The following is a 15,847-nucleotide window of genomic DNA, read 5'->3' as shown; positions in this document are numbered from 1 at the left end:
TTTTTTTAATTGAATGTCATTTTAATCGCGAATGTACGGAAAATCGGTAAGAATTGTTCCGCTTACAAGATCTTCTTCTGTAAGATACTGAACCAGATGAAAGCGACGATACCTTTTAGCATGCTGGAAAGGCTGATCGCCCACCAAACACCCGTAATACCCAGTCCCGCTGCCGCCAGCCCGATGGCCAAAGGTATGCGTAAGGTGTTACACGAGATGCTGATGATCGCCGGTGGAACTGTTCGGCCGGTACCGTAGAACATGCCTTGCGTGGTAATTTCCAACATCATGAGGATCATCGAATAGCCATCGATCCGGAGGAATATGCCGCCAGCCTCGTAAGCGGCTTGCTCCGGCACGATCAGTGAGAAGACCTCGCTACCGTAAAAGACGAATAGCAAGGTACAGAGCACGCCGATGATCGAAGTCATTTTAAGCGTCGTATGATAAGCGGTCAGGATACGTTCTTTCTTGTGTGCGGCGTAGTTCTGGGCGGTGAAAGCGGAGAGGGCCGTACTGAAGCCTTGTGAGGTGTTCCATGCGATCGCCTCCATTTGTCCGCCTGCCGTAAGCGTCATCAAACCGATATGCCCTCCGTAGGTGGAAGCTGTACGAGCCATAAAAAGATTGATGATCGCGAAGAATGTATTTAATAACGCTACCGGCAGGCCCAATTGGAAGATCCGCTTGGTGTAGCGTTCTTTTAAACGGACAAAGAAAGGGAATCCCCCGAACAATTTATTGCGGCATTTTAGCTGATAGACGAATAGTCCGCAAACCACCGCTTGGGAGATCCACGTAGCCCAAGCCGCGCCCGCCGTGCCCAAATGGAAGCCGAGTATAAATAAAGGATCTAGCACCATATTCAGTAAAAGACCTGTTCCGCTGATATAAAATGGAATCTTACTCAATCCCGCCGCATTATGAATCCCGGTAAACGCCGCCGAGAGGAAGATAAATGGGAATGCGGAAGCGACGATTCTTAAATATTCCACGGCGTTCAACGCGATCGGTTCCTCCAGTTTGTAGAAGCCGATAATCGGATGAGCGAGGACGAATAGCAAGAATCCCCAACAAAGCGAGAGGATCAAGGCGATCGTTAGGTTATGGGAAGCGAATCCTCGGGCATCTTCCACGTTTTGCGCCCCGATACTTTGCCCGACACTCACCTCCGAGCCTACTTTATTCAAGTAAGAGATCGAGTTCGTCATCCAAGTAAGGATACCAACGGCGCCGATAGCGGCTACGGCCTCGCTTCCCAATCGGCCTACCCAAGCCATGTCGGTGATGCTATAGGCCATTTGGATAAATGAGGTACCCATGATCGGCATCGCCAGATTGAATAGTTGCCGGGAGATGACCCCTTCGGTCAGATTTTTTGTTCCTTGCATGATCGTTTGTTTAAATGTGCGCGAAAGTAGAAATAATTTTGCTACCTTTAGCGACGTTAATCTTAAAGAATAGTATGATGATAACGAGACGGAATTTTTTGAAAGCGGGTGCCGCTGTGGCTGCGCTGAGTGTAGTACCGAACGGCTTTGCCTCTATCTTGGCTAAGAAAGAGAAAGCGATAGGTGTACAGTTGTATAGTGTCCGGGACGACTTGAAGACGGATTTTGACGGTACGATGAAGGCTTTGGTGGATATCGGTTATAAACGGATGGAAGCCGCCGGTTACCGGGATGGCAAATTCTACGGGAAATCCCCGGCCGAGATGAAGAAATATCTGGCGGATCTGGGTGCCCGTATGGTAGGTTCCCATACCGGAAGCGGTTTGCTGGCGGAGGGTGATACCAAGGGATGGGACTTCTGGAAAAAGAATGCCGCCGATACGGCAGAGGTAGGCTGTAAATGGATTGTTCAGGCGGGTTATCCCTCCAAAGATATCAAGAGCCTTTCGGACGTGAAGCGTTTAGCGGATCAATTTAATAAATGTGGTGAGATCGCGAAGGCGAACGGGTTGCGTTTCGCTTTCCATAACCATGTGGATGAATTCCATGAGCTGGAAGGGAAGATCCCGTTCGACGTGATGATCGAGAATACGGACAAAGGGCTGGTTACTTTCCAGATCGATACGGCTCAATTAGTGTATGGCGGTTTTAAATGTCATGATTACGTGAACCGTTATCCCGGTCGTTTCGCCAACTGGCACTTGAAAGACGCGAACGCGGATGGAAAGGGCAGCACAGAGATGGGCGCCGGAATCGTAGACTTCAAATCCTTATTCGCTGTGGCGGAGAAAGCCGGATTAGAGGATTACTTCATTGAGCAAGAGCGTTATAATATGACACCGTTGCAAGCGATGAAACATGATTATGACTTCTTGATGAATGCTTCTTATGTGAAGTGGTAAACGGGAGTATAGGCGTAGCCTTATGCCTGTATCGGTGTAAGGCTGCGCCTATATCAGTGTGAGGCTATGCCGATACTGGCGCAAGGCAACGCCAGTATTGGTGTTTTTTATCGGATAAACAGGAGTTCCCTATACTTCGGCAACGGCCACATCTGGTTGTCCACCATCAGTTCCAGATCATCGATATGGTCACGGATCTCATCCAAATAAGGGGCTACCGAGTCGTGGTAAGCGATCGCCTTTTCCCGCATATCGGTCAAGCGGTTCGCTTTCTTGCGGGCCTCTACCATCTCATCCACTTTCTTGGTCACGGCACAGATATGCCCGGCTATCTTACGAACCAAGCGACGGGGCTCTTCCGACATATCGCGGAATTCCGGGTCATCGCCGAATGTCTCTTTCAACTTCGCTATATTATCCAGCAATACGCTCTGGTAGCGAACGGCTACCGGGATGATATGGTTCAAGGATAAATCCCCTAATACCCGAGCCTCGATCTGTACCTTTTTGATATAGACTTCCCATTTTACCTCATTACGCGCTTCCAATTCTTTCTGGGTAAGTACGCCGGTAGACGTGAACATCTCGATCGACTCCGGTTTAAGATAAGCGTCATATTGCAAGGGAACACTATTTTGGCAATCCAGACCTCGCTTGGCGGCTTCCTCTTTCCATTCGTCCGAATAACCGTTTCCATCGAAGCGGATCGGCTTAGATTCCTTGATATAGGCTTTCAGCACCTTGAAGATCGCTACTTCCTTGCTTTTTCCTTCCGCTTGCAAAGCCTCTACGTCCTTCTTGAATTGTTGCAATTGATAGGCTACGGCGGAGTTCAACGCTAACATGGCTGATCCGCAGTTCACGGAAGAACCCGGGGCACGGAACTCAAAACGGTTTCCGGTGAAAGCGAAAGGAGAGGTACGGTTACGATCCGTATTGTCCAACAGCAGTTCGGGGATCTGCCCGAAGCCAAGATGCAAACCCTTTTTATCGTCTACCTCGATAGCGTCCTCGATAGAGCTATTCTCAAACTTATCCAAGATCTCGCTGATTTGCGTTCCGAGGAAAGTGGAGATGATAGCGGGAGGTGCCTCGTTCGCACCTAGGCGGTGTGCGTTCGTGGCGGAAGCGATACTCGCTTTTAATAAAGCGTTGTATTTATAAACGGCCATGATAGTGTTCACCACGAAGGTGATGAAGCGTAGGTTGTCCTCACGGTCTTTACCCGGAGAGAATAAGTTTACCCCCTTGTCTGTTCCCATAGACCAGTTACAGTGTTTACCGGAACCGTTTACCCCGTTAAATGGCTTCTCGTGCAATAATACACGGAAATTATGACGGCGGGAGACACGTTTCATGACCGACATCAATAATTGGTTATGGTCGTTGGCTAGGTTACATTCCTCGTAAATAGGAGCTAGCTCGAACTGGTTGGGGGCTACCTCGTTATGGCGGGTCTTTACCGGGATACCTAGTTTATAGCATTCGGTTTCCAAGTCTTTCATGAATTCTTGTACACGAGAGGGGATAGCGCCAAAATAATGGTCGTCTAATTGTTGGTTCTTCGCGCTCTCATGTCCGAGCAAGGTACGCTCGGTGAGTGAGAGGTCCGGACGGGCGGAATACAAGTCCTCGTCAACAAGGAAATATTCCTGTTCCCAACCTAGGTAAGTAATTATCTTATTGACATCCTCATCGAAATATCTATATACGTCCTTGGCGGCTTCTCCCAATACTTCGATAGAGCGGATCAGCGGGGTCTTATAATCCAGTGCTTCACCGGTATAAGCGATAAATACGGTTGGGATACAAAGTGTGTCATCTACGATAAAAGCGGGAGAGGAGGGGTCCCAAGCGGAGTAGCCGCGGGCCTCGAAGGTATTACGAAGTCCACCGTTCGGGAAACTGGAAGCGTCCGGTTCTTGCTGGACAAGCAATTTGCCGCTGAACTCCTCGATCATGCCACCGTTACCATCGTGTTCCACGAAAGCGTCGTGCTTCTCGGCGGTGCCATCGGTAAGCGGTTGAAACCAGTGGGTGTAATGAGTGACTCCTTTTTCCAGTGCCCACATACGCATGCCGGCTGCCACATGATTGGCGATTTCCCGGTCGATAGGTGTGCCATTGTCAATGGCGTGGGTCAAGGCTTTGTACGTTTCCTTGGAGAGATATTTCTGCATTGCCTTCCGGTTGAAGACATTCTCGCCATAGTACTCAGATACTTTGTGTTCGGGAGTAACGGCTTCCACGGCCTTTCGGTTGGATGCCTTCTCCACAGCATTAAAGCGTGAGATTGACATTGTTGAATTGTTTTATGTTTTTACGACGCAAAAATACAAAACAGTTGACAATTGACAGTCAATGATTGACAATTATTTAGTTTTCTCTATTAAATTGTCGATTTACTTCTCTAACTGTCAAATGCCAACTACTAACGGTCAACTATTAAAACAAACTCCAAGCCACCGTCAATCCCGCCATCACGATCGCTACCATGCTCATCAACTTGATAAGGATATTCAAACTCGGGCCGGAAGTGTCTTTGAACGGATCGCCAACCGTATCGCCGACAACGGTTGCCTTATGCGCCTCGCTACCCTTGCCGCCGTGGTTTCCTTCCTCGATGAATTTCTTTGCGTTATCCCATGCTCCTCCGGCGTTCGCCATGAATACGGCTAATACGAAGCCCGTGCTTAATCCACCGATCAATAGTCCGACAACGCCTGTCACACCAAATATGAGTCCCGTTAAGATGGGGGCGATAATAGCTAAAACGGAGGGAAGTACCATTTCGTGTTGCGCTCCCTTCGTCGAGATCTCAACGCAACGGGCATAATCCGGTTGTGCCTCTCCAGTCAGAATACCCTTGATTTCCTTGAACTGACGGCGAACTTCCTCCACCATGTGCCCGGCCGCACGTCCTACAGCGTTCATCGTAAGGCCACAGAACATGAATGCCATCATGGAACCTAGGAACATTCCGGCTAAAACCTTAGGATTCATTAAGGTAACATCATAATATACCATAAAGTCCGAGAATGAGGCTTTAGATATTTCGATACTCCTGCCATCGGTAAAGTTCAGGACAGTCTCTCCTAAACGGAGCAAACCGATCTTGATCTCTTCTACATAAGAGGCCAACAGAGCCAAGCCGGTTAACGCAGCGGAACCGATAGCGAAACCTTTACCTGTAGCGGCAGTCGTATTTCCTAATGAATCCAATGCGTCTGTACGCTTGCGGACTTCTTTCCCTAGGTTACACATCTCGGCGTTGCCTCCGGCATTATCCGCTATGGGACCGTAAGCGTCTGTAGCCAACGTAATACCTAAGGTCGATAGCATACCTACGGCAGCTATACCGATTCCGTATAATCCCATGCCCACGTTCGTGAAGTCGAATCCGGAGGCGAACAAGAAGGAACAAATAATACCGACCACGACGGCAAGTACCGGGATGGCCGTAGAGAGCATCCCTAGTCCGAGACCGGAGATAATAACCGTTGCCGGGCCTGTCAGCCCCGATTCGGAAACCAGCCGGGTCGGCTTATAGGACTGGGAGGTATAATACTCCGTCGCTTGCCCGATCACGATTCCGACTAGCAGACCTACGATCACGGAACAACCGATCCAGAACCAATTCTCCATGCCTAATACATAAAGAATCCCGAACGTGGAGATAGCGATCAATACGGAACTCAAGTTCGTTCCTATGGCTAAGGCTTTCAGTAGTTGCTTGATCGTCGCGTTCTCATTCGTACGGACGGCGAAAATACCAATAATAGATAAAATGATACCGACAGCGGCGATAAGCATTGGGGCGACAACCGCCTTATATTGTAATTCTACGCTTCCGGAAGAAACGAATGCGGCGGCTCCCAATGCGGCGGTCGCTAGGATGGAACCGCAATAAGATTCATATAGGTCGGCTCCCATACCGGCGACGTCACCTACATTGTCGCCTACGTTATCGGCGATTGTCGCCGGGTTACGAGGATCGTCCTCCGGGATCCCAGCCTCAACTTTACCTACTAAATCCGCTCCGACATCGGCGGCTTTCGTATAGATTCCTCCTCCCACACGTGCGAACAAGGCTTGCGTGGAGGCACCCATTCCGAATGTAAGCATGGTTGTCGTGATAATGGTGAGTTTATGGGTCGGGTCCAAAGCCTCGTCTGGGATGAAAGCATTTAACAGGATATACCAGAATGAGATATCCAGCAATCCAAGCCCAACGACTACTAAGCCCATGACCGCCCCGCTTCGGAAAGCCACTTGTAAACCTTTATTCAAGGAAGTGCGGGCTGCGTTCGCTGTACGGGCCGAGGCATAAGTCGCTGTTTTCATGCCTAAGAAACCCGCTAATCCTGAAAAGAAACCTCCTGTCAGGAAGGCGATCGGAACCCATTCGTTTTGAACATGGAAGCCATAGGCCATAATAGAGAATAAGATTACTAGGACAACGAAAACCGAGGCGACTACTTTGTATTGCTGTTTCAGATACGACATCGCCCCTTCACGTACAAAGGAGGCGATCTTTTTCATCAACTCAGTTCCTTCACTCTCTTTCATCATTTGCCTGAAGAAGAACCAGGCGAATGCTAGCGCTAGGACAGACGCTAACGGGATAATCCAGAAGATACTCGTAATCATAACATGGTAGATTTAATGTTATACTTAAGAAAACAATGTGACAACACCTTTGCTTTCCGTGTAAATGTAGCAAAAATAAAAGAGGATGGAAACTTTTTCCCTAATAATAATGTTTCTAATTAAAAAAAACAGCATATTTGTTACCAGATTAAGAGACAAGAAATAAATGGCAGAAGAGACAAACCATAAACCCTATAGGTTGGGCTTGGCGCTTAGCGGAGGCGGAGCGAAAGGTTTTGCGCATATCGGCGTATTTCGAATGATGGAAGAATGTGCGCTAAGACCGGATATTATAGTCGGTACCAGCGCGGGAGCTTTAATGGGCGCTTTGTTTGCCGATGGTTATTCGGCGGCGGAGATCCAAGAGCTTTTTACCGGACGTGAGTTCTCGGAATTCGCCCAGTTGCAGATTCCTAAGGCGGGTTTGTTCGATAGTAAGCGCTTTCGTTATTTCTTGAGGCGACACTTGCGGACCAAGAACATCGAGGACTTGCAAATTCCTCTGGTGGTTGTCGCGACTGATTTGGATAATGGCGAAAGCCATGAATTTAGGAGTGGTCCTATTGTTGAGGCGGTGACAGCTTCTTGTAGTATCCCGATTATTTTCAGTCCTGTAGTCATCAATGGCGTTCATTATGTGGATGGAGGATTATTTCACAACTTTCCGGTCTCCATCATCCGTGAGGAATGTGAGCGTATTATTGGGGTGAACGTAAGCCCGTTGATCCCGCAAAAATATAAGCAGACCATATTCCATATCGCCGAGCGCTCTTATCATTATATGTTCCGGGCAAATACGCTGGAGGATCGAGAGATGTGTGATGTCTTAATAGAAGCGGAGGAGTTTGGCTTATATAAGACATTCGATCTTGAGAATGTAGACGTGATTTGTAATATTGGCTATTCCGCCGCTGCCCGTTGCTTTGAGAAAGTGTTGGATGAGAATAAATATGAAACCTTGGTGAAAGCGATCGCGGCAAGAAAGAAAGGCCTGATGCCGTGACAAATCGTCTGTCTGGACAAAGCGCTTTCCCACAAAAACTTTATATATAGATGAACGCAATGGAACAAAAAAACAAGATGGTAATTTATCAGGTATTCCCGCGTTGGTTTGGGAATCTGCGACCATCTCCTGTAATGAATGGTAGTTTAGCCGAGAATGGAGTGGGTAAGTTTTCGGCTTTTACTCCTTTGGCTTTATCCAAAATCAAAGAACTAGGTGTTACTCATGTATGGTATACAGGGGTGATAGAGCACGCTACAAAAACCGATTACACCATGTTTGGCATCCGGAAAGACCATTCTGCCGTAGTAAAAGGTAAGGCCGGATCTCCATATGCTATAAAAGATTACTATGATATAGATCCGGATTTGGCGGATAATATCCAGAACCGTATGAGTGAGTTCGAGGATTTGGTGAAACGTACGCATGAGGCTGGGATGAAGGTTATTATCGATTTTGTACCCAACCATGTAGCACGTCAATATTTCTCGGACGCACGGGAACCTTTCGTGGAGGACTTAGGTCAAACGGATAATGTGTCCAAGGCTTTTGATGTGAATAATAACTTTTATTATCTTCCGGGGCAAACCTTGACGCTTCGTTTTGATCCGCAGCGTGAGGAGGATTTTGCCTATAGTGAGTTTCCGGCGAAGGTGACCGGTAACAATCATTTCGATGCCTATCCAAGCCAGAACGATTGGTATGAGACGGTGAAGCTGAACTACGGCGTGGATTATATGCACGGTGGTGCTTGCCATTTCAATACCATTCCCAATACGTGGGAGAAAATGTTGGAGATCTTGTTGTTCTGGGCTGATAAGGGAGTGGATGGTTTTCGTTGTGATATGGCGGAGATGGTCCCGGTCGAGTTTTGGAACTGGGTGATTCCTCAGGTGAAGAAGGTGCGTGATGTGATCTTTATAGCGGAGGTGTATAATCCGGATGAGTATAGGAATTATATTTATACGGGACACTTTGATTATTTGTATGACAAGGTTGGTCTTTATGATACGGTTCGTGCGGTGATGTGCGGACAGGCTCCGGCTAGTAATATATCGCATTGTTGGCAATCGTTGGAGGGTATCCAGAAAAATATGTTGAATTTCTTGGAGAATCACGATGAACAGCGTGTCGCTTCTGATTTCTTTGCGGGGGATGCTCGTCCGGGTATTCCGGGCATGATTGTCTCCGCAGCCATGAATACGAATCCGGTTATGATCTATAGCGGTCAGGAACTTGGCGAAAGAGGAATGGACGCTGAAGGTTTCAGTGGACGTGATGGCCGTACGACCATCTTCGATTATTGGAGCGTCGAGAGTTTGCGGAACTGGAATAATAATGGACTCTTTGATGGGGCTAAATTAACGCCGGCAGAACGCTCGTTGCGTGAGATGTACGCTAAGTTATTGAATGTGGTACGATCCGAGCCGGTTATTGTCGAGGGAGCGTTTTATGATTTGATGTACGCGAACTCCGGTAATCCTTATTTCAATCCGAACCGTCAGTATGCGTTCTTGCGCAAATGGAAGAACGAGGTACTTCTGGTGGTCGTGAATTTCGACCGTGCCGACCAATGTGTATGGGTAAATATCCCGGTCGAGGCATTCAAGGCTCTTGATTTTGAGGATAACAAACCGGCTGAATTGACCGACTTGTTAACCGGGGAAACGACTATCAGTACGCTAACAGACGCTTATCCTTATCAAGTGAAACTCCCGGCTTATTCCGGTAAGATGCTAAAGTTCTCTTTTCTCCATAAATAAGAGCTTTCTTGAAAAGTTTAGGTGTGCTGTATAGATAATTCGTTGGTGGAGTTAGGTGGTTGATACGGGACATCTAGCTTCATCGGGCAAGTAACTTAAGTGAAATGGCAAAGTAACTTAACATACTTGCCCAATGAAGCTAGGTGACTTTTTCCTTTGATTTAAATGAAAAGAAGGGAAGCCGTATAATAAATGCCAGCCGCTAAAAGCCCACTTCCCGGGATCGTAAGAACCCATGCAGCCATCAAGCTTTGAGTTACTCCCCAACGAACGGCTGAGAAACGTTTGGTCGCACCAACTCCGATAATAGCCCCTGTAATCGTATGCGTGGTACTCCGCTATCAGAGATGGGGCGTGGGTTATAGATGGTAATACGTTTGGCGGAACTGTTTATTCCATCAATAACATCATCTTTTCCGTGCTTTTAGTTTTGCCCGTACTACCTCTATTACGGCAGGAAGTATGGATATGAATATAATTGCTATGATCAATAGCTTGAGGTTCTGCTGTACGAAAGGAAGATCTCCGAAAAAGTATCCTGCATAGCAGAAAAGCAGTACCCAGAAAGCGCCGCCTATCAGGTTGTAGATCATGAAATAGTAATAGTGCATTTTACCCATTCCGGCTACAAAGGGAGCGAAAGTACGGACAATCGGTACGAATCGGGCGATGATTATGGTTTTGCCTCCATATTTTTTGTAGAACTCATGCGTTTTGTCCAAATGGCTTTTCTTGAATATCTTGGAGTTGGGATTGTTAAATAGTTTACGACCAAAAAAATGACCTATCATATAATTACAGGAGTCTCCCAATACTGCCGCCGCGAATAATATCAAGGCTAAAAGATTTATCTCTAAAGGCATACCGGGTAACGCTGTTATCGCTCCGGCGACGAACAAGAGGGAATCCCCGGGCAAGAATGGGGTGGCTACCAATCCCGTTTCACAAAAAATGATTAGGAATAATATCGCGTAGGCCCAAGTATGATATTCTTGTACGATCTCGATCATATGCTGATCGATATGTAAGATGAAGTCTAATAAAAATTCCATTTTAGATTGATTATTAATTGATAAGAACTATCCTATATGACCCAATAAGAAAACAAAATAGATGTTTATTCTATTCCCTTTGAGAAATCTAGAAAATAAGAATAGTGAGAATGCAGACATTAAAGTGCTATCTTCTACTTTTTTGATGGAAATAAGGGGGAAAGAGAGTTTAAATGAGAATACGTCTTAGAGTATAGATATAGTACCCATAGGAGAACTTAAGGGGATTTATACAAAATGAAATGAATGTTTGTCTTTCTTTAGGATATTGAGTTTTTATAAACCGTACGATCCTTTCCGCGGATGAGGATAGGTTTGTCCTTGAGTTTTTTGATGTGGAGATGTTGCGGAATAGTGAAGCCCTGATATAGCCATCTTCCATCTTATAGCTTTGTTTTCCGTTGTATAGCTCTTTTTCGTATCGTTCGATATCTGCTTGGGGGATATTGTATTCCGTCTTGTCTTCATTCGGAGAGTACATGGTGTAAATATCGTTGTATTTCTGTTGGTTCTCGGGAGTTGATGAAGAACCCGAAGTCAGAAATACACTTACCAATACGAAGAAATAGAGTAAATACTTCATCATTGCGGTTGCAAATATAGAAAGTTTTCCAAATATAAAGAGGTTATTGTAAATAAGTTTTGTACTTTTGCGGCACAATTTAAATCTATTCACTTTAAGATAAATATTCGGAATAATGAGTGCACAAACTCCTTTCTTGGTGTTTTCGGGAACGAACTCCCGGTATCTTGCAGAGAAAATTTGCAACAGTTTAGGTTGTCCTCTGGGACAGATGAATATCCAGCACTTTGCCGATGGTGAGTTCTCTGTTTCTTATGAAGAGTCTATCCGCGGTAGAGATGTATTCTTAGTACAATCTACATTCCCTAATTCAGACAATCTGATGGAGTTGCTTCTGATGATTGACGCGGCTAAACGTGCTTCCGCACATTCAATCATCGCTGTAGTCCCTTACTTCGGTTGGGCTCGTCAGGATAGAAAGGATAAGCCTCGTGTTTCTATTGGCGCTAAGTTGATCGCTGATATGTTGAGTACGGCAGGTATCAATCGTTTGATTACGATGGACCTTCATGCGGATCAGATCCAAGGATTCTTTAATGTTCCGGTGGATCACTTATATGCTTCTTCCGTATTCTTGGATTATATCAAGACGTCTTTGCCTTTGGATAACTTGTGTATCGCGACTCCGGATGTTGGTGGTACGAAACGTGCCAGCAGCTATTCTAAGTATTTAGGCTTGCCGATGGTCATTTGCCACAAATCTCGTTTGCGTGCCAATGAGGTGGCCGAGATGCGTATTATCGGTGATGTGACGGGCTTGGATGTCCTTTTGGTTGATGACATGGTGGATACGGCCGGAACAATTACGAAAGCCGCGAACTTGATGTTGGAGAATGGCGCTAAGTCTGTTCGTGCTATCGCCAGCCACGCTGTGATGTCTGATCCGGCTTCTACTCGTGTAGATCAGTCCGCTTTAGCGGAAATGATCTTTACGGATTCTATTCCTTACGCTAAGAAATGCGAGAAAGTAAAGGTATTATCTGTCGCTGACATGTTCGCTGAGGCGATCCGTCGTGTATGTAGTGGAGAGTCTATCAGCTCTTTGTATGCTATTTAATAGAATAAGATAGAAAAATAAAAACGGTCGCTTCCTTTTGAGGCGACCGTTTTTTATTTAGAATAAATCTGAATATGCGTTACTTGGTCTCATCAATAATCATGCCGCTGCCCAGACATAAGTGATGGTCTTTGTCGTAGATTACACTGTATTGGCCGGGAGCGATACCTTGAATCTTTTCGTCGGATTCTACACGATATAGATCTCCGATACGACGGATGTAGCCATGCGTAAATTCCGGGGTATGACGGATCTTGAAAGTGATTTCTTTCTCACCCTCAAATTCTCCCCATGGATCTTCCGTGATGAAATCGAAACCTTGCATATTAATCACCTTGCCATATTGCGTTTCCGGGTCGTAGCCGTTGGAGACATAAATGATATTTCGCTTAATGTCTTTTTGGATAACGAACCAAGGGCCGCCACTTAATCCCAATCCCTTACGTTGGCCGATCGTATGGAACCAATATCCATTGTGTTTACCCAAGACCTTACCCGTCTCTAGTTCCACGATTTTTCCCGGGCGTTTCCCTAAATAACGCTCTATAAAGTCGTTGTAGTTAATCTTGCCTAAGAAGCAAATGCCTTGGCTATCTTTACGCTTGGCGCTCGGCAATTTCTGGGCCTCGGCGATGGCACGTACCTCACTTTTCATTAAATGCCCGATCGGAAACATGAGTTTCTGTATCTGTAGGCGGGTGATTTGCCCTAAGAAATCAGTCTGATCTTTTACCGGGTCCTTGGCGGTAGAAAGCCATATCTTGCCGTCTATCTCCGTGGTCGTGGCATAATGACCGGTAGCGATCTTATCGAAATCCTTGCCCCATTTTTCCTCGAAACAACCGAACTTGATATATTTATTACACATCATATCCGGGTTAGGGGTAAGACCGCGTTTGACAGATTCGATCGTATAGCTTACCACCCGATCCCAATACTCGTCGTGTAGGGAGACGATCTCGAACCGGCATCCATACTTGCGGGCGATATATGAGGTGATCTCGATATCCTCTTCCGCCGGGCAATCGATATAGCCATCCTTGTCTTCCATACCGATACGGATATAGAAGATGGTCGGATCGTATCCTGCCTCTTTGAGTTGATGCACTACGACAGAGCTGTCTACTCCTCCTGAAACTAATGCCGCTATTTCCATTCTCTTTTTTGTCTTTGCTTTTGAACTTACAAAAGTAGAGAAAAAATCTCAAACCTTTGATATTGACTGTATATTCTCTATCTTTGCGGTTGGCCCTTATTGGAATGCGGGCCTTCAAACTATGTACTTTAGATGTAATATATTATAGGAAAAGCAAATCGTAGTAAGTATGAAAAAAATAATGTTATCGCTTATGACAGCTATGGTTATGACGGCTTGTACAGGCCAACAGTCGGATACGGCATCTCAAAATTCCGATAAGGAGTTCAATTATGTAGTGGATCAGTTCGCTGATCTGGAGATTCTTCGCTATAAAGTTCCGGGTTTTGAGTCCCTGTCCTTGCAACAAAAGCAACTATTATATCATCTTTCCGAAGCGGCCTTGATGGGACGTGATATATTCTTCGATCAGAATGGACGCTATAATCTGGCGATCCGCAGGACACTGGAGGCTATTTATACGAATTATAAGGGAGATCGGGAGGACCCTCAATTCAAGGCTTTGGAAACCTATTTGAAACGGGTGTGGTTCTCCAGTGGTATCCATCATCATTATGCGTTGGACAAGTTTGCCCCGGGGTTTTCTCCTGAGTTCTTGATGGATTGTATTCACCAAATCGACGCTAAGAAGTTACCTCTTCGTGAGAATCAAAACGTGGATCAGTTCATGATCGAGATCGCTCCGGTAATCTTTGATCCGGGCGTTATGCCAAAGCGTAGCGTACAAAGCGGTGACGGTGATCTGATCAAAGCTTCTTCTAATAATTATTACGGGGGAGGCATCAGTCAAAAAGAGGTAGAGGACTTCTATGCGCAAATGAAAATGGGAAAGGATACCATTTCCCCGATTTCTTACGGGTTGAATAGCCGTTTGGTAAAAGAGAACGGTACGGTCGTTGAAAAGGTTTGGAAAGTAGGAGGGCTTTATTCCGCCGCGATAGAAAAAATCGTAGATCAATTGCGACAAGCCTTGCCTTTCGCCGAGAATGATACGCAGAAAGCGATCATCGGGAAATTGATCGAATATTATCAAACGGGCGATTTGAAGACTTTCGATGCTTATTCGATCCTTTGGGTAGAGGATACAGCTTCGGAGGTGGATTTTGTGAATGGCTTTATCGAGACTTATGGGGATCCGTTAGGAATGAAAGCAAGCTGGGAGTCTACCGTGAATTTTACGAATAAGGAGGCGACTAAGCGTACAAAAATCATCAGTGATAATGCGCAATGGTTTGAGGATCATTCTCCGGTAGATAAGCGTTTCAAGAAAGAGAAGGTGAAAGGAGTTAGCGCTAAGGTAATCACGGTATCTATGTTGGGAGGTGATTGCTATCCGGCTACCCCGATCGGTATCAATTTGCCAAATGCGGATTGGATTCGTAGGGATCATGGCTCGAAGTCTGTTACGATAGAGAATATCACGGAGGCTTATGATAAGGCGTCTCAAGGAAATGGCTTTAGCGAAGAGTTTGTTTGGAGTGACGTGGAGCGGAACGGTATGAGGCAGTACGGTTTCTTAACGGATAATCTACATACGGATTTACATGAGTGTCTGGGACATGGTTCCGGTAAATTGCTGGAAAATACGGACCCGGATGCGCTGAAAGCCTATAGCTCTACACTGGAGGAAACCCGTGCGGATTTGTTTGGCCTGTATTATTTGGCAGATCCAAAGCTGGTGGAACTGGGATTGCTTCCGGACGGCGAGGCTTATAAATCGGAATACTATAAATATATAATGAATGGCTTGATGACCCAGTTGGTTCGCATCGAGCTAGGCAAGAATGTAGAAGAGGCGCATATGCGTAACCGTCAGTTGATCGCTAAGTGGGCTTACGAGAAAGGGAAGGAAGCGAATGTGATCGAACTGAAAAAACGGGATGGCAAGACCTATGTGGTTGTGAATGACTATCCGAGGTTACGTGAGTTGTTTGGGACATTGCTTGCTGAGATTCAACGTATCAAGAGTGAGGGTGACTATGCGGCCGGAAAGAATCTTGTTGAAGGATACGGCGTGAAAGTAGATCCGGAGCTGCATGCGGAGGTCTTGGAGCGCTATGCTAAGTTAAACTTGGCTCCCTATAAAGGTTTTGTCAATCCTGTGATGAAAGAGGTAAAGAACTCTAACGGTGAGGTTACTGATATTGTCTTGGACTACACGGAAGGTTATACAGATCAGATGCTTCGTTATGGCCGTGATTATTCTTTCTTGCCGACTTATAATAATTAA

General features: G+C 46.0%; 10 protein-coding genes and 2 pseudogenes. 5 read left to right on the top strand and 7 right to left on the bottom strand.

Translation table 11 applies throughout. The annotated features are described in order from the left end of the window. Nucleotides 1-62: 62 nt before the first annotated feature. Nucleotides 63-1,391 carry an MATE family efflux transporter gene (locus tag HMPREF0999_RS13395; protein WP_009276141.1) on the bottom strand — a complete coding sequence of 443 codons (1,329 nt, stop codon included), beginning with the start codon at nucleotides 1,389-1,391 and terminating at the stop codon, nucleotides 63-65. A gap of 74 nt (nucleotides 1,392-1,465) precedes the next feature. Here HMPREF0999_RS13395 and HMPREF0999_RS13390 point away from each other — a divergent pair, with 74 nt between their 5' ends. Then, nucleotides 1,466-2,353 (top strand): TIM barrel protein, encoded by an 888-nt coding sequence (locus HMPREF0999_RS13390; RefSeq protein ID WP_008772604.1) that lies wholly within the window; start codon nucleotides 1,466-1,468, stop codon nucleotides 2,351-2,353. A 107-nt stretch (nucleotides 2,354-2,460) separates the two neighbouring features. On the opposite strand, the gene HMPREF0999_RS13385 is transcribed toward HMPREF0999_RS13390, so the two are convergent. Further along, complete coding sequence (locus HMPREF0999_RS13385; RefSeq protein WP_008779365.1) at nucleotides 2,461-4,653, bottom strand: glutamine synthetase III; 2,193 nt, start codon at nucleotides 4,651-4,653, stop codon at nucleotides 2,461-2,463. A 145-nt stretch (nucleotides 4,654-4,798) separates the two neighbouring features. Continuing rightward, nucleotides 4,799-7,003 carry a sodium-translocating pyrophosphatase gene (locus tag HMPREF0999_RS13380; RefSeq protein ID WP_005858819.1) on the bottom strand — a complete coding sequence of 735 codons (2,205 nt, stop codon included), beginning with the start codon at nucleotides 7,001-7,003 and terminating at the stop codon, nucleotides 4,799-4,801. A 166-nt stretch (nucleotides 7,004-7,169) separates the two neighbouring features. Between HMPREF0999_RS13380 and HMPREF0999_RS13375 the strand changes: the two genes are divergently transcribed. Both HMPREF0999_RS13375 and HMPREF0999_RS13370 read left to right on the top strand, forming a co-directional pair. Next, complete coding sequence (locus HMPREF0999_RS13375) at nucleotides 7,170-8,006, top strand: patatin-like phospholipase family protein (RefSeq protein ID WP_005858815.1); 837 nt, start codon at nucleotides 7,170-7,172, stop codon at nucleotides 8,004-8,006. 59 nt (nucleotides 8,007-8,065) lie between these two features. After that, nucleotides 8,066-9,769 (top strand): alpha-amylase family glycosyl hydrolase, encoded by a 1,704-nt coding sequence (locus HMPREF0999_RS13370; RefSeq protein WP_008777935.1) that lies wholly within the window; start codon nucleotides 8,066-8,068, stop codon nucleotides 9,767-9,769. 161 nt (nucleotides 9,770-9,930) lie between these two features. Here HMPREF0999_RS13370 and HMPREF0999_RS22010 read toward each other — a convergent pair. From HMPREF0999_RS22010 to HMPREF0999_RS13365, 3 genes and pseudogenes are all read right to left on the bottom strand, one after another. Continuing rightward, nucleotides 9,931-10,104, bottom strand: a pseudogene (locus HMPREF0999_RS22010) (inorganic phosphate transporter); the annotation flags it as partial. Further along, nucleotides 10,086-10,181 (bottom strand): annotated as a pseudogene (locus HMPREF0999_RS22510) (DUF47 domain-containing protein); the annotation flags it as partial. The pseudogenes HMPREF0999_RS22510 and HMPREF0999_RS22010, both read right to left, overlap by 19 nt. After that, on the bottom strand, nucleotides 10,177-10,821 hold the full coding sequence (locus HMPREF0999_RS13365) for a DedA family protein (protein ID WP_005858811.1): 645 nt from the start codon (nucleotides 10,819-10,821) through the stop codon (nucleotides 10,177-10,179). The gene HMPREF0999_RS13365 and the pseudogene HMPREF0999_RS22510, both read right to left, overlap by 5 nt. Nucleotides 10,822-11,519: 698 nt before the next feature. On the opposite strand from HMPREF0999_RS13365, the gene HMPREF0999_RS13355 reads away from it, so the two are divergent. Beyond that, on the top strand, nucleotides 11,520-12,461 hold the full coding sequence (locus HMPREF0999_RS13355; protein WP_005858805.1) for a ribose-phosphate pyrophosphokinase: 942 nt from the start codon (nucleotides 11,520-11,522) through the stop codon (nucleotides 12,459-12,461). A 79-nt stretch (nucleotides 12,462-12,540) separates the two neighbouring features. Here the strand turns inward: HMPREF0999_RS13355 and mnmA are convergent, their stop codons facing one another. Next, nucleotides 12,541-13,617, bottom strand: coding sequence for a tRNA 2-thiouridine(34) synthase MnmA (gene mnmA, locus HMPREF0999_RS13350; protein ID WP_005868490.1), 1,077 nt, complete (start codon nucleotides 13,615-13,617; stop codon nucleotides 12,541-12,543). Between the two features lie 169 nt (nucleotides 13,618-13,786). On the opposite strand from mnmA, the gene HMPREF0999_RS13345 reads away from it, so the two are divergent. After that, a complete protein-coding gene (locus tag HMPREF0999_RS13345; RefSeq protein ID WP_008779367.1) occupies nucleotides 13,787-15,847 on the top strand; it encodes a dipeptidyl-peptidase 3 family protein in 2,061 nt (686 codons plus the stop codon).

Origin of the sequence: Parabacteroides sp. D25, from assembly GCF_000307475.1 — a bacterium.
Lineage (GTDB): Bacteria > Bacteroidota > Bacteroidia > Bacteroidales > Tannerellaceae > Parabacteroides > Parabacteroides distasonis.
Note: the sequence above shows the minus strand (reverse complement) of the source record. Positions and strands in the feature narration are given on the sequence as shown.

Excerpts from the sequence above, each read along its gene's own strand:
- HMPREF0999_RS13355 (WP_005858805.1), top strand. The coding sequence starts at position 11,520 with ATGAGTGCACAAACTCCTTTCTTGGTGTTTTCGGGAACGAACTCCCGG.
- HMPREF0999_RS13395 (WP_009276141.1), bottom strand. The coding sequence starts at position 1,391 with ATGCAAGGAACAAAAAATCTGACCGAAGGGGTCATCTCCCGGCAACTA.
- HMPREF0999_RS13370 (WP_008777935.1), top strand. The coding sequence starts at position 8,066 with ATGGAACAAAAAAACAAGATGGTAATTTATCAGGTATTCCCGCGTTGG.
- HMPREF0999_RS13390 (WP_008772604.1), top strand. The coding sequence starts at position 1,466 with ATGATGATAACGAGACGGAATTTTTTGAAAGCGGGTGCCGCTGTGGCT.
- HMPREF0999_RS13345 (WP_008779367.1), top strand. The coding sequence starts at position 13,787 with ATGAAAAAAATAATGTTATCGCTTATGACAGCTATGGTTATGACGGCT.
- HMPREF0999_RS13365 (WP_005858811.1), bottom strand. The coding sequence starts at position 10,821 with ATGGAATTTTTATTAGACTTCATCTTACATATCGATCAGCATATGATC.
- HMPREF0999_RS13380 (WP_005858819.1), bottom strand. The coding sequence starts at position 7,003 with ATGATTACGAGTATCTTCTGGATTATCCCGTTAGCGTCTGTCCTAGCG.
- HMPREF0999_RS13375 (WP_005858815.1), top strand. The coding sequence starts at position 7,170 with ATGGCAGAAGAGACAAACCATAAACCCTATAGGTTGGGCTTGGCGCTT.
- HMPREF0999_RS13385 (WP_008779365.1), bottom strand. The coding sequence starts at position 4,653 with ATGTCAATCTCACGCTTTAATGCTGTGGAGAAGGCATCCAACCGAAAG.
- mnmA (WP_005868490.1), bottom strand. The coding sequence starts at position 13,617 with ATGGAAATAGCGGCATTAGTTTCAGGAGGAGTAGACAGCTCTGTCGTA.